The sequence below is a fragment of the Alteriqipengyuania triglochinis genome, from assembly GCF_054655655.1.
The window spans coordinates 114,476-130,532 of record NZ_BAAHNC010000003.1; the positions used below are offsets into that span (position 1 = coordinate 114,476).

Annotated in this window: 13 protein-coding genes and 1 tRNA gene; 5 read left to right on the forward strand and 9 right to left on the reverse strand. The window is 64.3% G+C overall.

Annotation, left to right across the window (positions count from 1 at the left end):
* Positions 1-51: 51 nt before the first annotated feature.
* Positions 52-1,110 (forward strand): recombinase RecA, encoded by a 1,059-nt coding sequence (gene recA, locus ACYQ0L_RS10740; RefSeq protein ID WP_459789175.1) that lies wholly within the window; start codon positions 52-54, stop codon positions 1,108-1,110.
* Between the two features lie 169 nt (positions 1,111-1,279).
* The gene (gene alaS, locus ACYQ0L_RS10745) at positions 1,280-3,946 is read left to right on the forward strand and encodes an alanine--tRNA ligase (protein ID WP_459789177.1); all 2,667 of its coding nucleotides are present in this window, start codon (positions 1,280-1,282) and stop codon (positions 3,944-3,946) included.
* Here alaS and ACYQ0L_RS10750 read toward each other — a convergent pair.
* From ACYQ0L_RS10750 to cpdR, 7 genes are all read right to left on the reverse strand, one after another.
* Entirely contained in the window at positions 3,943-4,131 is a 189-nt protein-coding gene (locus tag ACYQ0L_RS10750) for a hypothetical protein (RefSeq protein WP_459789178.1), read from the reverse strand. The two genes, alaS and ACYQ0L_RS10750, sit on opposite strands and share 4 nt — an antisense overlap.
* 50 nt (positions 4,132-4,181) lie before the next feature.
* Positions 4,182-5,984 carry a cation:proton antiporter domain-containing protein gene (locus ACYQ0L_RS10755; protein ID WP_459789179.1) on the reverse strand — a complete coding sequence of 601 codons (1,803 nt, stop codon included), beginning with the start codon at positions 5,982-5,984 and terminating at the stop codon, positions 4,182-4,184.
* Positions 5,985-6,045: 61 nt separating this feature from the next.
* Positions 6,046-7,728: a GNAT family N-acetyltransferase gene (locus ACYQ0L_RS10760; RefSeq protein ID WP_459789181.1), complete on the reverse strand. Its 1,683-nt coding sequence runs from the start codon at positions 7,726-7,728 to the stop codon at positions 6,046-6,048.
* Positions 7,729-7,883: 155 nt separating this feature from the next.
* Positions 7,884-9,116 (reverse strand): NADP-dependent isocitrate dehydrogenase, encoded by a 1,233-nt coding sequence (locus ACYQ0L_RS10765; protein WP_459789183.1) that lies wholly within the window; start codon positions 9,114-9,116, stop codon positions 7,884-7,886.
* Positions 9,117-9,244: 128 nt separating this feature from the next.
* Complete coding sequence (locus ACYQ0L_RS10770; RefSeq protein WP_459789184.1) at positions 9,245-9,505, reverse strand: hypothetical protein; 261 nt, start codon at positions 9,503-9,505, stop codon at positions 9,245-9,247.
* 162 nt (positions 9,506-9,667) lie between these two features.
* Positions 9,668-9,742: transfer RNA gene (locus tag ACYQ0L_RS10775), tRNA-Val, on the reverse strand.
* A 68-nt stretch (positions 9,743-9,810) separates the two neighbouring features.
* Positions 9,811-10,203, reverse strand: coding sequence for a cell cycle two-component system response regulator CpdR (cpdR, locus tag ACYQ0L_RS10780; RefSeq protein ID WP_459789186.1), 393 nt, complete (start codon positions 10,201-10,203; stop codon positions 9,811-9,813).
* 99 nt (positions 10,204-10,302) lie between these two features.
* Between cpdR and ACYQ0L_RS10785 the strand changes: the two genes are divergently transcribed.
* Positions 10,303-11,247: an N-formylglutamate amidohydrolase gene (locus ACYQ0L_RS10785; protein WP_459789188.1), complete on the forward strand. Its 945-nt coding sequence runs from the start codon at positions 10,303-10,305 to the stop codon at positions 11,245-11,247.
* A 174-nt stretch (positions 11,248-11,421) separates the two neighbouring features.
* Here ACYQ0L_RS10785 and ACYQ0L_RS10790 read toward each other — a convergent pair whose 3' ends face one another.
* Together ACYQ0L_RS10790 and ACYQ0L_RS10795 are read right to left on the reverse strand one after the other, a co-directional pair.
* Positions 11,422-12,207 (reverse strand): SapC family protein, encoded by a 786-nt coding sequence (locus ACYQ0L_RS10790; protein ID WP_459789190.1) that lies wholly within the window; start codon positions 12,205-12,207, stop codon positions 11,422-11,424.
* A 78-nt stretch (positions 12,208-12,285) separates the two neighbouring features.
* Entirely contained in the window at positions 12,286-13,728 is a 1,443-nt protein-coding gene (locus ACYQ0L_RS10795) for an FAD-binding oxidoreductase (RefSeq protein WP_459789192.1), read from the reverse strand.
* Between the two features lie 30 nt (positions 13,729-13,758).
* On the opposite strand from ACYQ0L_RS10795, the gene ACYQ0L_RS10800 reads away from it, so the two are divergent.
* Positions 13,759-14,451: a hypothetical protein gene (locus ACYQ0L_RS10800; RefSeq protein ID WP_459789193.1), complete on the forward strand. Its 693-nt coding sequence runs from the start codon at positions 13,759-13,761 to the stop codon at positions 14,449-14,451.
* Positions 14,452-14,575: 124 nt separating this feature from the next.
* Positions 14,576-16,000: a DEAD/DEAH box helicase gene (locus ACYQ0L_RS10805; RefSeq protein WP_459789195.1), complete on the forward strand. Its 1,425-nt coding sequence runs from the start codon at positions 14,576-14,578 to the stop codon at positions 15,998-16,000.
* The last annotated feature ends 57 nt before the right edge of the window (positions 16,001-16,057 follow it).

Genomic DNA, 16,057 nt, shown 5'->3' on the forward strand with positions numbered 1-16,057 from the left:
CTCATGTCGATAAGGGGCATGGCCCACTAGGCACATGAAGGAGAGCGTGCGATGGCTGCGAAACTCAAGCTGGTAGACAAGGAAGCCAACGTGGACCGTCAAAAGGCGCTCGACGCCGCCCTCGCACAGATCGATCGGGCCTTCGGCAAAGGCTCGGCCATGAAGCTGGGCTCCAAGGAAGCGATGAACGTCGAAGCGATTTCGACCGGCTCGCTCGGCCTCGATATTGCGCTCGGCGTGGGCGGCCTGCCCAAGGGCCGCGTGATCGAAGTCTACGGACCGGAAAGTTCGGGCAAGACGACGCTGGCGCTGCATGTGCTGGCCGAATGCCAGAAGGCTGGCGGTACCGTCGCCTTCGTCGATGCGGAACATGCGCTCGATCCCGTCTACGCCCGCAAGCTGGGCGTCGATATTGACGAACTGATCGTCTCGCAGCCCGATACGGGCGAGCAGGCGCTCGAAATCGTCGATACGCTGGTTCGTTCGAACGCAATCGACGTGCTGGTGGTCGACTCGGTGGCTGCGCTTGTCCCGCGTGCCGAAATCGAGGGCGAGATGGGCGATAGCCATGTCGGCCTGCAGGCGCGCCTGATGTCCCAATCGCTGCGCAAGCTCACCGGGTCGATCAACCGTTCCAAGTGCATGGTGATCTTCATCAACCAGCTGCGGATGAAGATCGGCGTGATGTACGGAAATCCCGAAACGACGACCGGCGGCAACGCGCTCAAGTTCTACGCCTCGGTCCGGCTCGACATTCGCCGCACCGGGCAGATCAAGGATCGCGACGAGATCATTGGCAACTCGACCCGCGTGAAGGTGGTCAAGAACAAGGTCGCCCCGCCGTTCAAGCAGGTCGAATTCGACATCATGTACGGTGAAGGCATCTCCAAGATCGGCGAAATTCTCGATCTCGGGGTGAAGGCCGGGATCGTGGAGAAGTCGGGCTCGTGGTTCTCCTACGACAGCACCCGGATCGGCCAGGGCCGCGAGAACGCGAAAACCTTCCTCAAGGAAAATCCCGAAATTTGCGACAAGTTGGAGGCTGCGATCCGCGGCAAGACCGACGATGTCGCCGAGGAGATGATGGTCGGCCCTGACGCGGAGGACTGATCGTTTCTTCTCAAGCGGGTGCAGGATGCGCCCGGGAACCCGGAAAGCCGGTCGCAGCCCTTCTTCGTGAAGGCATTGCGGCCGGCTTTTCGGTTTGCCGGCGTGTCGATCCGGCGGACATGCTTGAAAGCTTGTCGGCCCGTCGGTTCTTGCCTAACTCGCATTCCCTATGACGAGCACAAACGATATCCGCCGGAGCTTCCTCGAATTCTTCGAAGGCAAGGACCATGCCCGCGTGGCCTCCGCCCCGCTGGTTCCGCACAACGACCCCAGCCTGATGTTCGTCAACGCAGGCATGGTGCCGTTCAAGAACGTCTTCACCGGGCTGGAGACGCCGCCCGCGCCGCGCGCGGTCAGCGCGCAGAAGTGCGTCCGCGCCGGGGGCAAGCACAATGATCTCGACAATGTCGGCTACACCGCACGCCACCACACCTTCTTCGAGATGCTCGGCAACTTTTCGTTCGGCGACTATTTCAAGGAACAGGCGATCGAACAGGCCTGGACCCTGCTGACCAGGGAGTTCGGCCTCGATCCCGACCGGTTGCTCGCGACGGTCTACCATACCGATGACGAAGCCTTCGACCTGTGGAAGAAGATAGCAGGCCTGCCTGAAGACCGCATCATCCGCATCGCGACCAAGGACAATTTCTGGGCCATGGGCGACGACGGGCCCTGCGGTCCCTGTTCGGAAATCTTCTGGGACCATGGCGATCACATCCCCGGCGGCCCCCCGGGCTCGCCCGATGAAGACGGCGACCGCTTCGTCGAGATCTGGAACCTCGTGTTCATGCAGAACGAGCAGCGCGCCGGCGAGATCGTCGGCGAACTGCCCAACCAGAACATCGACACCGGCATGGGGCTCGAACGGATCGCGGCCGTGATGCAGGGCGTCCACAACAACTACGATACCGATACCTTCCGCACGCTGATCGATGCCGCCGAGGCCCAGCTGCATGAGGAAGCGACCGAGTCGACGATCGCAAGCCACCGGGTCATTGCCGATCACCTGCGCGCCACCGGCTTCCTGATCGCCGACGGCGTCCTGCCGTCCAACGAAGGGCGCGGTTACGTCCTGCGCCGGATCATGCGGCGCGCGATGCGCCACGCCCACTTGCTCGGGGCCAAGACTCCGCTGATGCACCGGCTCGTGCCCACGCTGGTCGGCGAGATGGGGCAGGCCTATCCCGAGCTCACCCGCGGCCAGACGCTGATCGAGGAAACGCTCGAGCGTGAGGAAACGCGCTTCCGCGAAACGCTGGAAAAGGGGCTGCGCCTGCTCGACGAAGCGACCACCGATCTCGCCGCGGGCGACGAGCTTGCCGGCGACGTCGCGTTCAAGCTCTACGATACCTATGGTTTCCCTTACGACCTGACCGAAGACGCGCTGCGGGCGCAGGGCATCGCGGTCGATCGTGAAGGCTTCGATATCGCGATGGCACGCCAGCGAGATGCTGCCCGCGCCGCATGGAAAGGCAGCGGCGAAGCGGCCGACGGCGAAGTGTGGTTCGCCATCGCCGAGCGCGAAGGGGCGACCGAATTCACCGGCTACACCGCCACGCAGGGCGAAGGGCGCGTCGTCGCAATCGTCAAGGACGGGGCCGAGGTCCAGTCCGCAGCACAGGGCGAGGATATCGTAATTCTCACGAACCAGACGCCGTTCTATGGCGAAAGCGGCGGCCAGTCGGGCGATAGCGGCACCATTTCCACCCATGAGGGCCTGCGGGTGTCCGTCCGCGATACGGGCAAGCCGCTTGGCCGCCTGCACTCGCATCAGGGCGTGGTGGAAGCCGGCGTCGTGCGCGTGGGCGACGAGGTCCGTCTCGAGATCGACGCCGACCGGCGCGACCGGGTTCGTGCCAACCACTCGGCCACCCACCTGGTCCATGCAGCGCTGCGCAACCGGCTCGGCGATCATGTCACACAAAAGGGCTCGCTGGTGGCTGAAGACCGCCTGCGGTTCGATTTCTCGCATCCCACGCCGCTCACCGAAGAGGACATCGCGGCGATCGAGGACGAGGTGAACAGCGAAATCCGCGCCAACGAACCGGTCGGCACGCGTCTCATGACGCCGGACGAAGCGGTGGAAGCAGGTGCGCTGGCTCTGTTCGGCGAAAAATACGGCGACGAGGTTCGGGTTCTGTCCATGGGCCGTTCCGGGGGTGAAGGTCGCAACTACTCGGTCGAGTTGTGCGGCGGCACGCATGTGAGCGCGACGGGCGATATCCAGCTCTTCCGCATCGTGTCGGAAAGCGCGGTGAGCTCGGGTGTGCGCCGGATCGAGGCGCTGACCGGCGATGCGGCCCGGCGCTGGCTGGTCGAGCGTGAGGACGCGCTCAAGGCTGCTGCCGCCACCTTGCGCACCACGCCGGACGAGGTCGGCTCGCGGGTGCAGGCGCTGCTCGACGAGCGCAAGCAGCTGGAGAAGGACCTCGCCGCGGCGAAGAAGCAGCTCGCCCTTGGCGGCGGGGGCGGCACGCAGGCCGAGGCCCAGAGCGAGACCGTAGGCGATACCGCCTTTTCCGGGCAGGTCATCGCGGGGCTCGACCCGAAGGAGCTGCGGCCGCTCCTCGACGAGGCGAAGCAGCGGATCGGGTCGGGAGTCGCCGCGATCTGCGCGACCAATGACGGCAAGGCCGCCTTCGCGGTCGCGGTGACCGATGATCTGACCGACCGGTTCAGCGCCGTGGAACTCGTGCGCGCCGGCGTGGCCGAACTGGGCGGGAAGGGCGGTGGTGGCCGCCCCGACATGGCGCAAGGCGGCGGCCCCGACGCAACGAAGGCCGAGGCCGCCCTGGACGCGGTGCGCAGCGCCCTGCGCGAGGCAGTAGGCGCCTAGCGGGCGCCGCTGCCGGCGCGGCGTGCGTCGGCTTCGCTGCCGCGACTGAGGCCTTCGCCGCCGGTATCGGCAGGCTTGTCGGCGTCACGCCGGGCGGAGGGCTTGGGCTTGCCCTGGCCCTGCACGTTCTGCGGCTTGAACTTCTCGTCGTTGGGAATCGGCTTGGTCGGGTCGATGTCGGACATATAATTTCTCCTTTCCCTTCCAATGGTTGAAGGGCCAAGAAGGTCCGAGATCACTCCGTCGTCGCGCTCGCAGGGACGGTTGGGGGCGCGGTCGCGGAGATCGTGCTGGTCCGCAATTTCGGCGCATGTTCCAGCGCACCTTCGGTCTGGATCTGCTTGCGCATCTCGTCGCGCTTCTCGTGGATCGAGGCGATCACCGGGCCCATGGCGACCCCGATATCGACCAGCACGGCCTCGGATAGCTGGAGCGAGCTTTCCAGCGTCTCGGGCACGGCGTGGCTGGCGCCCGCCTGGTAGAGTGCTGCCGCATGGGCCGCATCGCGCGCGCGGCTGACGATCAGCAGGTCGGGATAGGTCTTGCGCAACCGGGCCACCAGCCGCTGGGCCAGCACCGGCGCATCCATGGTCAGCACGATGGCCGAGGCGTCCTCCACCCGCAATGCCCGCAGGGTTTCGAGCCGCGCGGCATTGCCGAAGATCATGTTATAGCCTTCCCGCTTGTTCTGCATTGCGAGATCGGCATCGGACTCGATCGCGACATAAGGCTTCTCGTGAACGCGCAGCATGTCGGCCACCAGTCGTCCGACACGTCCGCCGCCGACTACGATCACGCGGCCCGCGGGGGCGGCTTCGTCGATCGCGGGATCGGGCACCGGATCGACCCGGCGGGCGACAGCGCGGCCCACGAAGGCGAGCAGGGGGGTGACCGTCAGCCCGATCGCCGTGACGATTTGCCAGAACTGCGTAGTGCCAGGCTGGATCAGCATCGCCGAACTGGCCGCCGAGAGCACGATCAGCGTGGTTTCGGAGGGGCTGGCCATCAGGATGCCGGTCTCGGTCGCGGTATTGCGCCGCGCGCCCATCGTGCGCAGGAGCAGGCCCGTCACGACCGCCTTGAACGAAAGCACGAGGATTACCGCGGTCAGGATCGTGCCCAGATTGTCGCGCAAGGCTTCCAGATCGATGCTCATCCCGATGGTGATGAGGAAAATACCCAGCGCAAGGCCCTTGAACGGCTCGATGATTGCCTCGACTTCTCCATGGAAGTCTGTCTCGGCGATCAGCAGCCCCGCGATGAGCGCGCCGACGATGGGCGATAGGCCGGTGACCCCGGTGGCAAGGCTGGCGCCGATCACCACGACCAGCGTCGCGGCGAGGAAGACCTCGGGGCTTTTGGTCCGCGCGGCCTGTGCGAACAGCACGGGCAGGGCGTAGCGGCCCACGACCAGCAAGGCCGCCACGACGGCGAGGCCCTGCCACAGGGTGGTCCACAGGCCCGTCAGCCCGTCTGCCTGTGCATAGGGCGCCAGCGCGCCGAGCATGAAGATGATCGGGACGATCGCGATATCTTCGAACAGCAGCATCGACAGCGCGGCCTTGCCGACGGGCGATGCCGTGCCGGAGATCGGCAGCACGATCGCGGTGGAGGACAGCGCGAGCGCCAGCCCCAGCGCCATCGCCCCGGTCCAGTATTGCCCCATCATCGCGAGCACGACCGCAATCGACGTGCCGATGATCAGCAGTTCCATCGCGCCCAGGCCGAACACCAGCTTGCGCATCTGCCACAGGCGATTGAAGCTCAGCTCCAGGCCGATGGTAAACAGCAGCAGGATGATGCCGAACTCGGCGAAGATATCGAGCGAGTCCGGTTCCGATATCGTTATATGCGTCAGCCACGCGACCTCGGGCGTCAGCGCGCCAAGGCCATAGGGGCCCACGAGGATGCCGATGAGCAGGAAGCCGATGACGGGCGTGATGCGAAACCTGGCAAACAGCGGGATCACGATACCCGCTGCACCCAGAATCACCAGCGCATCCGAAATCGCTGTCGTCGGTTCAAGTTCACCCGCCACGTGGCAACCTTACCAGCCTCGGCCCCGTATTGAAGGGGCTCACATGCTTTAATCCGGCAATCTAGCCGCCACCGGGCGACTTGGGCCCCATCGGTTTGGTATCCTGACCGGCGGCTTCGCTCTCTGCCTCGCCGATGCGCTGCGATACCTGGCCGACACGCTTGTCCCATTCGATCTGATAGAGATCGAAGCGCCGGTCGGCGAGGTTGCGCACGGTGCCTTCGGCTCGCGCCCAGCTGAGATCGGCAAGGTTGACGTCGCTGATCGTCAGCGTCTCCACATTTTCGCTGGCTTCTGCGGCGATCCCGTCGCGCGCGAAGGGGAAATCGCAGGGCGTCAGGATGCAGCTTTGCGCATACTGGATATCCATGTTCGCGACATTGGGCAGGTTGCCGACATTGCCGCTGAGCACGGTGAAGCACTGATTCTCGATCGCGCGGGCCTGCGCGCAATAGCGTACGCGCATGTACCCCTGCCGGCTGTCAGTGCAGAAGGGCACGAAGATGATCCGCGCGCCCTCGTCCACCAGGCGACGGGCAAGCTCAGGGAATTCGCTGTCGTAACAGATCAGCACGCCGATCGGGCCGCAATCGGTCGGGATCGCGTCTATCGAATCACCACCCTTGATGTTCCACCAGTAGGCTTCGTTTGGGGTGGGGTGGATCTTCTCCTGGCTGTGGATCGATCCGTCGCGCAGGCAGACATAGGCGACGTTATGGATGTCGCCGTCGTCCATCCGCGTGGGGTGCGAGCCCCCGATGATGTTGATGTTGTAGCTCAGCGCCATTTCGCTCAGCTTCTGGCGGATTCTGGGCGTGTATTCGCTCAGCGCCTCGATCGCCTCGATCGGGCTCAGCTCCTTTTCCTCCGCGCTCAGCAGCATCAGCGTGAACAGCTCGGGGAAGAGGATGAAGTCGCTTTCATAGTCTGCCGCGACGTCGACGAAATATTCGACGTGGCGCATGAATTCGTCGAATCCGGAGACCGCGCGCGCCTGCAGCTGGCAGGTGGCGATCCGCACGCTCTCGACGTCGCGCGGCAGGCGGTGCTTGCGCGGTGCGTCGCCATCTACATAGGGGTTGCGCCAGACCATCCGGACCGCGAACGCCTTGGAACGCTTGTCTTCCGGCAGGTAGTTTTCGAGGATGCCTTGCGGTTCGAACCCGTTGGCGAGCTGGAAGCGCAGCACGGGATCGTGAATCTTGTTGTCGATCACCTTGTCGAGGTAATCCTGCGGGCCTTCGGCGCTGTTGCGCTTGCGCCGCATCGCATTGGCGAGTCCGGGCATCCGCCCACCGAAGACGATGCCGGTCAGGTCGAGCCGCTCGGCGAGCGAGCGCCGTTCTTCGTAAAGACGCCGCCCGAGGCGCGTACCGCGCACCTTGGGGTCGACGCACATTTCATAGCCGTAGAGCCATTCCCCGGTCGGGTCGTGGCGCGAGCCGAATCCATTGCCGGTCACCTCGTCCCACGAGTGATCCGACAGGGCGACGTTGGCGGACAGGCGCATGGAGGCGCAATAGCCGACGATTTGCCCATCGAGCTTGGCGACGAAGCAGCCATCGCGATAATTGTTCAGCTGCCCGCGGATCTCGCCCAGCGTGTAGGGCGGCAGGTCGACATAGGCGCGGCGGACAAGGTCCGCGATTGCGCGAACGTCGCTCAGCTTGGCCTGACGGACTTCAAGCCGGGCCTTGGTCTTGGCGGTAGTAGCGATCGGAATTTCTCCCTCGGTCGGTCTCATGATGGGCACTAGTCGCAGAACACCGCAAGGTCACCATTGTGCCCTGCGATCCAGCAGCACATGGCGAGGCGCGGTCGCAAAGCGGCTGTCCGGAAACACAAAGCCCCGACGTCTGCATCAGACGCCGGGGCTTCGTGCAAAGTGGTCCGAAACGATCAGGCCGGGGCGAGGCCCTGCTTCTTCATTTCGGTTTCGAGATTGTTCACGATCGCCTCGAAGAACTGCTCGGTCGTCAACCAGCTCTGACCGGGGCCGATCAGCAGCGCGAGGTCCTTGGTCATCTGACCGCTCTCGACCGTCTGGATGCAAACCTTTTCCAGCGTTTCGGCGAACTTCACCACTTCGGGCGTCTCGTCGAACTTGCCGCGATACATCAGGCCGCGGGTCCACGCGAAGATGCTGGCGATGGGGTTGGTCGAGGTCGCCTTGCCTTCCTGATGCTGGCGATAGTGACGGGTGACAGTGCCGTGCGCGGCTTCGGCTTCGACGGTCTTGCCATCGGGGGTCATCAGCACGGAGGTCATCAGGCCGAGCGAGCCGAAGCCCTGCGCCACGATGTCCGACTGCACGTCGCCGTCGTAGTTCTTGCAGGCCCACACGAACTTGCCGCTCCACTTGAGCGCGGCGGCGACCATGTCGTCGATCAGGCGGTGTTCGTAGGTGATGCCGGCCTTGTCGAAATCGGCCTTGTATTCGGCGTCGAACACTTCCTGGAACAGATCCTTGAAGCGGCCATCGTACTTCTTGAGGATGGTGTTCTTGGTGCTCAGGTAAACCGGCCACTTGCGGTCGAGCCCGTACTGGAAGCTGGCGCGCGCGAAGTCGCGGATCGAATCGTCGAGGTTGTACATCGCCATCGCGACGCCCGGGCTCGGGAATTCGAAGACGTCGATGTCGATGTTCTCGCCGTCTTCGCCTTCGAAGACGAGACGCAGCTTGCCCTTGCCGGGGATCAGCGTGTCCTTGGCGCGATACTGGTCGCCGAAGGCATGGCGGCCGACCACGATCGGGTCGGTCCAGCCCGGGACGAGCCGCGGCACGTTGTCGATCACGATCGGCTCACGGAAGACCACGCCGCCCAGGATGTTGCGGATCGTGCCATTGGGGCTGACCCACATCTTCTTGAGGTCGAATTCCTCGACCCGCGCTTCGTCGGGGGTGATCGTGGCGCATTTCACGCCGACGCCATATTGCTTGATCGCGTTGGCGGCATCGACCGTGATCTGGTCTTCGGTCTCGTCGCGCTTCTCGATCGAGAGATCATAATATTTCAGGTCGATGTCGAGATAGGGAAGGATCAGCCGCTCGCGAATCCACTGCCAGATGATCTTCGTCATTTCGTCGCCATCGAGCTCGACGACCGGGTTCTTGACCTGAATTTTTGCCATTATTCGTCCCTGCTGGTCCGCATGTTTCTGAATGGGGTGAAATCTGGCGCGGCTTTAGCAGGTGGCGGGCTTCACGCAAGGTGGGCGCGCGCAGCCTGGCTGGAGAGGCGACTGGGTCGCGGGGTGGGCTAGTCCTGTAGAGATCGAAGCCACGCGAGCGCTCCGTTGGCCATGCCCTTGAACTTGGGCACGGCTGCCAGCGGGGCCACGAGGAGAGCGGTGTCCTCGGGAAGCTGCCACTTCAGTCGGTGGTACAGCTTCGAGCGCGAGAGTTCGCTGGCAATGCAATAGAGCCCCGGGGCGAGGCACATGCCATCGCCATGCAGGTCGAGCTGGTCGGGGATACGCCCCGGTTCGGGAACCGAGAAAATGTAAAGAGTGCGGGGCATGGTCCGACCCTCGCATCAGCCTTGGGTAAAGAAGCGTGCAGATTCGCGATCGGACATCGCCAGTCGTCTCAAGCGCACATTATCAGGCGTGCCCGAACCGGGCATCGACCTGACCACTTTCCGGTCTGGTTCGGCAGCATGCCGTAATTTCAGCGTCCCCGATGGTGGGCGTACCAAGATTTGAACTTGGGACCCCTACGATGTCAACATAGTGCTCTACCCCTGAGCTATACGCCCGCACCATGGGGATGCCGTCCTTACGGCGGAGGCGCCATCTAGCCGCGCCGAGCCCGCGTTACAAGTGCCTAAAGTTGCACTTCGCATGCTTCGGCAAACATGCGGTCCACTTCGAGCACCAGATCGCGCAGGTGGAAGGGCTTTGAAAGCACCTTGGCTCTCGGCTGATCGACGCTGGCTTTCAGGGAAACCGCCGCGAATCCGGTGATGAACATCACCTTCGTGTCCGGATTTATCTCGTTGCAGCGCTGCGCCAGTTCGATCCCGTCCATTTCCGGCATCACGATGTCGGACAGCAGCAGATCGTAGTCGCTGTGCTCAAGCAAAGGGAGCGCGGCCGTGCCGCTGCCGACCGAATCGACCGCATAGCCGGCTTTTTCGAGGGCGCGGGTCAGATAGGCCCGCATGGCTTCTTCATCCTCCGCCAGAAGGATTCGCCGAAATGGTGTGAGTTTGCTCATAGAAGGTGCTCCCTAGCGCGGAGCGCTTAAAGAATCTTTGGCGTCTCAAAGCCTTGCCCTGCTTTGACACAAACTCGCCAGCGGTTCAGCGTCAGCCCCATGAATGCGGCGGCAGACAGCGATTCGGGCGAGAAAATTCTCGGCGGAATGATCCCGGGCAGCGGGGCGCCTGCCTTCACGCTGTCCGGGATGGGGCAGGCGAGGGTGCCGGTGCTGATCGCTGCGCCCCATGGCGGTCGCGCGTACCCCGCGGATATCGAAGCGAACATGCGCAACCCGTCGATTGCCAAGCTCCGGCTGGAGGACCGGCTGGTCGACCGGTTGGCGCTCGCTGCGGCGAATCAGGTCGGGGCCGCATCGCTGGTTGCTCATGCGCCGCGCGCGATGCTCGATCTCAATCGCGCGGCCGACGATCTGGACTGGTCGATGCTGGCCGGCGGAAGGCCGGACGGCGTGGTCCATTCGAGCGCGAATCGGCGCGCGCGCAGCGGCCTGGGGCTGATTCCGCGGCGCGTCTCGGGCGTCGGCGAAATCTGGCGCGCCCCGCTCTCGCAAGAGGAAGTGTCCGCGCGGATCGCGGGAATTCACGAACCCTATCATCGCGCACTGGCCCGCGCGCTCGACGATATCCGGCGTGTCTGGGGCGTGGCGCTGCTGATCGACTTGCATTCGATGCCCCCGCTGCGGGTACGCCATCCGGGCGAAAGAGCTGTGGAATTCGTGGTCGGCGACCGCTTCGGCGCATCCTGCGACGAGAGGATCGCAGCGCGCGCGCTGCACTTCCTCGGTGCGCAGGATCGCGGGGTAGCCCATAACCGGCCGTATGCCGGAGGCTATGTGCTCGACCGGCACGGCAGGCCATCGGTGGATCTTCATGCCCTACAGATCGAGGCGTGCCGCTCGCTCTATCTCGATGCCCGGTTTGCTGATGCGAGCGCGCGGCTTCCCGCCCTCGTTCGGCTGATCGCGGACCTGACCCGGGCGCTTGCCGACGAGATATCGCCCGGTACCGGGCAGCGGGAGCTCCCGCTCGCCGCCGAATAAAAAAACCACCTCGTGCAAGGTGCACGAGGTGGCCAAGGTTCAGGGAGGAAGCGCGCTCGAAAGCGCGCCTATCCGGGGCGGCTATGAGGGGGGGTGCCGCCCGGACGATCCCGATCTGGGGTGCGCTGCAGCATTGTCAAGAAGTGCTTAGCGCGCCTTTTCGAAAGCTATCGATCAACCGGCCGGCTGATCGGGCAGGGCGGGCATCTTGCCCTGCTGGTCCTGGCGGCCGAAGATCGTGCGCATCAGTTCGAGCGAGGCGAGGTGCGCATAGATCAGCGGCAGCATGCCGTCGCTGTTCCACTTGGCGAGAACCTCTGCGTCGATCTTGCGCAGCTTTTCCTGGTCGACCATGCGGAAACCCTTGTAGACATAAGGCTTGTCCGGCGCATCGTTGCGCTGGATGGCGACTTCGCCTTCCATCAGCAGGTCATGCTTGGTCAGTTCGTCGGTCAGCACCTTCGTGCGGGCGCCGGCCTGTTCGAACTTCTCGCAGAAATCGAGGATCGCCTTCGTCTGCTCGCTGGGCGAACCGTCTTCGTCGAACAGCAGCTGGCCCTCGTCGAACTCGCCGACCGATTCCGAAGTCGGATCGAAGCACAGCGAAAGATCGTCGGTCTCGTTCGACAGCTTCGCCAGCATGAAGGGATAGCGGCGGATATAGGCCGGTACGTAAACCGGATCGATCAGCTTGCCGTCAGCATCGAAGAAGGTGTTCATACCTTCGTTGAGCCCGAACAATGCCAGCGGCAGGGGATTTTCGCCCGAGGAAAAGATGATCGGATAGTGACGTCCGGCCTGGACGAACTCATCCGCCGTCAGCGGCACGACATGCTGGGTGGCAAGGAAAGGTGCCGAATCGCTCTGGCGGTTGCGGAACTTCATGTGATCCCGCGTGTTGAGCGGCATCAGGTCCTGATAGAACATGGGAAGCTGGGGCTGTTGCGGCGCACTGGCCATCGGTCTCTCCATCGAGCGGGCTGGAAATGTCGCGGGACGCATGGCGATGCCGCGCCCCCGGATCGGGAAAACGCGCCTTTAGGCGGCGCGTGAGCGGCTGGCAAGCGGCACCAGCTTGCCCGGGTTCATCAGCCCGAGGGGGTCGAGCGCCTGTTTCACGCCGCGCAGGATGGAGAGGCGTGCCGGGTCGGCAAGACGCGCCAGCTCATCCACTTTCATCTGTCCAATACCGTGTTCGGCGCTGATCGAGCCGCCCCACGCGGTGACCAGATCGTGCATCGCGGCGCTGATGGCCTTGCCGTCGCTGTTTTCCCACTCGCCGCGTTTCGCGCCTTCGGGTGCGCGCAGGTGGAAGTGGACGTTGCCGTCGCCCAGATGCCCGAAGGCGACCGCGCGAGTGCCTGTGAATTTCGCTTCGAGTTCGGTGCTGGCCTCCACGATGAAATCGGGCATCTTTTCGGCCGGGACGGAAATATCGTGCTGCAAGGCCAGGCCATGTGCGCGCTCGGCGGCGGAAATGCCCTCGCGCAGGGCCCACAGGGCTTCGGCCTGGGTCTCGTTCGCCGCGATCGTCGCGTCCCCGACCAGACCCTGTTCATATGCAGCTTCGAGCAACGCGGTCGCCCGCCGCTCCAGCGACGGGGCCTGCTGCGCGTCGGCAACCAGTTCGAGCAAAGCATACCACTGGTGGCGCGACGCCAGCGGGTCACGCGCGCTCGTCTCATATCCGAGGACCGACTCCAGCGCGTCGCGCGGCATGATCTCGAAGCCTTCCAGCGCCTCGCCAGCGTGGTCCTGCGCCATCAGCAGGAGCCGGCGGGCGTCGTGGACCGATGGCAGCCCGACGAACATCACTCGGCGGGCTGCGATCTGGGGCAGCAATGCCAGCGTCGCGGCGGTGACGATGCCGAGCGTGCCTTCCGACCCGATCAGCAATTGCTTGAGGTCGAATCCGCGATTGTCCTTCTTCAGCGCCGCGAGCGTATCGAGCACGCTTCCATCGGGCAGCACCGCTTCCAGACCGCGAACCTGCGCCCGCATGGTGCCGTGGCGCAGCACCTGTGTGCCGCCCGCATTGGTGGAGACGAGGCCACCGATGGTTGCAGACCCCTTGCCCCCCAGCGTTAGGGGAAAGCGCAGGCCCCGCTCGGCCGCCTCTTCGTGCAGGGTTTGCAGGATCACACCCGCCTCGCAAACCACCTGCCGGGCGCCTTCGTCCCACCGGCGGATGGCGTTCATCCGCCTGAGCGAGAGGAGCAGGGCCTCACCGCTGCTATCGGGTGTCGCCCCGCCCGACATGCCGCTGTTGCCGCCCTGCGGCACGATCGGCACGCGATGCTGCGCGCATAGCTTGACCAGTGCGGCCACCTGCTGCGTGTCGGCGGGAGAGGCGAGGGCGCGCGCCGCGCCGGTATAGCGGCCCCGCCAGTCGGTCAGCCACGGTTCGATCAGCTGCGCATCCCGCGTGAGCCCGCGGTCGCCCAGCAGGTCGGTTGCGGCATCGAGGAAGGTGTCGCTCATGTTGCGGCCATGCCACACCGGGACGGGGCAATGCCAGCGCGTTGGCGACAAACGACAATTCAATTAAGCCAACATTCAATAGAGTGGGTTATGTCATGCCCGGACGGATCGAACTGGGTGGTGCGATCCAGGATTTCCGCTGATGAGGAAGACGGCAAGCACATGCTTTTCATGGCCGCATTTCTGGCACCTGCGCTCGCACTTGCGCCCGCGCTAAAAGACGAGTTGCCTCTTCCCTCCCTCGCCATCGAAGCATCTGCCAGGGCCGCCGAAGCCCCGATCAAGACCGAGGCGACGCCAGCACCGGGGTGGCTCAAGGCGGAATCGTGGCGCGCCGATCAGGAGGCGCGGCAGGTGCGTATCCGGCAGCAGATCATGGTTCGGGTCTCGCCCCGACGCACCAGTTCGCGCGAGCTGGTGGCCGACTGGCGCACCATGCTTCCGCGCCGGTACGTGCAACGCAAGATCGGCAATTGCATCAAGGCGGAGGAGATCGTCGCGGTGCAGACGGCCAGTTCGCGCGACCTCGTGCTGCACATGGCCGACCGGCGGATCATCCGCGCCCAGCTCGATAAATCCTGCAACGCGCGCGATTACTATCTGGGCTTCTATCTCGAGCCGACCGAGGACGGCGAGCTGTGCGTCAACCGCGACATTCTCAAGGCACGCAACGGTGCCGCTTGCAAGATCGGCGCGATCCGCCAGCTTGTCGCCGCGGAATAGAGCAGGCGCGGGCGGCCAGTTTCCTTGACATTCGCCGCAGTTTCGGCGATGCCGCGCGCGCCCCGGCAGTCTCTTTGGATCCTGCACGAAGGGCTGCCAATTTTCTCCACATCCGGAACCCTGAATGAAATTTGCCGATCTCGGCCTTTCCGACAAATTGCTGCAGGCGGTCGAAGCCGCCGGCTATACCGAGCCGACGCCGATCCAGGCGCAGGCCATTCCGCCCGTACTGATGATGAAGGACATCATCGGCATCGCGCAGACGGGGACCGGCAAGACCGCCAGCTTTGTGCTGCCGATGATCGACATCCTCGCCAGCGGACGTCGCCGCGCGCTGATGCCGCGCAGCCTCATCCTCGCGCCGACTCGCGAGCTCGCTGCGCAGGTCGCCGAGAATTTCGAGAAGTACGGTGCGGATCACGACCTGCAGATGGCGCTGCTGATCGGGGGGGTCCAGATGGGCGACCAGGTCAAGGCGCTCAATGAAGGCGTCGATGTCCTCATCGCAACTCCGGGCCGCCTGATGGACCTTTTCGAGCGCGGCAAGATCCTGCTCAATGGATGCGAGCTGCTGGTGATCGACGAGGCGGACCGGATGCTCGACATGGGCTTCATCCCCGATATCGAAACCATTTGCTCCAAGCTGCCCGAGCCGCGCCAGACGCTGCTGTTCAGCGCGACCATGCCGCCCCCGATCGAGAAGCTGGCGCAGAAGTTCCTCCAGAACCCCAAGCGGATCGAAGTGAGCCGCGCCGCCTCGACCAACGAGAACATCACCGCTTTCAAGATACCGGTGAAGCCGCGCGAAAAGCGCGAAACGCTCCGCTGGCTGCTCGCGAACGACCATGTCGAGACCGCGATCATCTTCGCCAACCGCAAGACGACCGTGCGCGAGATCAACAAGAGCCTGCAGAGCTACGGCTTTGCCAGCGGCGAAATCCACGGCGATATGGACCAGTCCAGCCGGATTGCCGAACTCAACCGCTTCAAGGCGGGCGAGGTCAATATCCTCGTCGCGAGCGACGTCGCGGCGCGCGGGTTGGACGTCAAGGGCGTCAGCCACGTGTTCAACTTCGACACGCCGTGGCATCCCGACGACTACGTCCACCGGATCGGCCGCACGGGCCGTGCCGGGGCGAAGGGCCGTGCCTTCACGCTGGTGACCAGCGACGATGAAGAAGCGCTGGCCAATATCGAGAAGCTGACTGGGGCAAAGGTCAAGCCGTTCGGCAAGGAAGATGTCCGGGTCGAACTGGTCGAGGCCAAGAAGCGCGAAGCCAAGCCTTCGCACGATGACGATACGGACGCGCAGGAAGCGGACACCCAGGCCGAGAAGAAGCGCGGTCGCGGCGGTCGCAGCGGTGCCGGCAAGCGGGGGGATGAAGAGCGCCAGCCGCGCAGCCGGAGCCGCGACGAAGGCAAACAGGCATCGGGCGATCGCAGCAGCAATCGTCGCGAGCCGCGCCGCTACCGTGAAGACAACGAAGTGATACCCGCGGGCGAATGGAACGGGCCGAAGCCCGATTTCCTGTCGGTCAGCGCGACCTGACACTGTTTGCTTTCCCTTGCGTTCAACGCGGACGTTGAGCTGCTACTAACCAAAATC

Bases quoted from the DNA above. Each gene is read 5' to 3' on its own strand.
- recA (WP_459789175.1), top strand. From the start codon at position 52: ATGGCTGCGAAACTCAAGCTGGTAGACAAGGAAGCCAACGTGGACCGT.
- alaS (WP_459789177.1), top strand. From the start codon at position 1,280: ATGACGAGCACAAACGATATCCGCCGGAGCTTCCTCGAATTCTTCGAA.
- ACYQ0L_RS10750 (WP_459789178.1), bottom strand. From the start codon at position 4,131: ATGTCCGACATCGACCCGACCAAGCCGATTCCCAACGACGAGAAGTTC.
- ACYQ0L_RS10760 (WP_459789181.1), bottom strand. From the start codon at position 7,728: ATGAGACCGACCGAGGGAGAAATTCCGATCGCTACTACCGCCAAGACC.
- ACYQ0L_RS10765 (WP_459789183.1), bottom strand. From the start codon at position 9,116: ATGGCAAAAATTCAGGTCAAGAACCCGGTCGTCGAGCTCGATGGCGAC.
- ACYQ0L_RS10770 (WP_459789184.1), bottom strand. From the start codon at position 9,505: ATGCCCCGCACTCTTTACATTTTCTCGGTTCCCGAACCGGGGCGTATC.
- cpdR (WP_459789186.1), bottom strand. From the start codon at position 10,203: ATGAGCAAACTCACACCATTTCGGCGAATCCTTCTGGCGGAGGATGAA.
- ACYQ0L_RS10785 (WP_459789188.1), top strand. From the start codon at position 10,303: ATGAATGCGGCGGCAGACAGCGATTCGGGCGAGAAAATTCTCGGCGGA.
- ACYQ0L_RS10790 (WP_459789190.1), bottom strand. From the start codon at position 12,207: ATGGCCAGTGCGCCGCAACAGCCCCAGCTTCCCATGTTCTATCAGGAC.
- ACYQ0L_RS10795 (WP_459789192.1), bottom strand. From the start codon at position 13,728: ATGAGCGACACCTTCCTCGATGCCGCAACCGACCTGCTGGGCGACCGC.
- ACYQ0L_RS10800 (WP_459789193.1), top strand. From the start codon at position 13,759: ATGCCAGCGCGTTGGCGACAAACGACAATTCAATTAAGCCAACATTCA.
- ACYQ0L_RS10805 (WP_459789195.1), top strand. From the start codon at position 14,576: ATGAAATTTGCCGATCTCGGCCTTTCCGACAAATTGCTGCAGGCGGTC.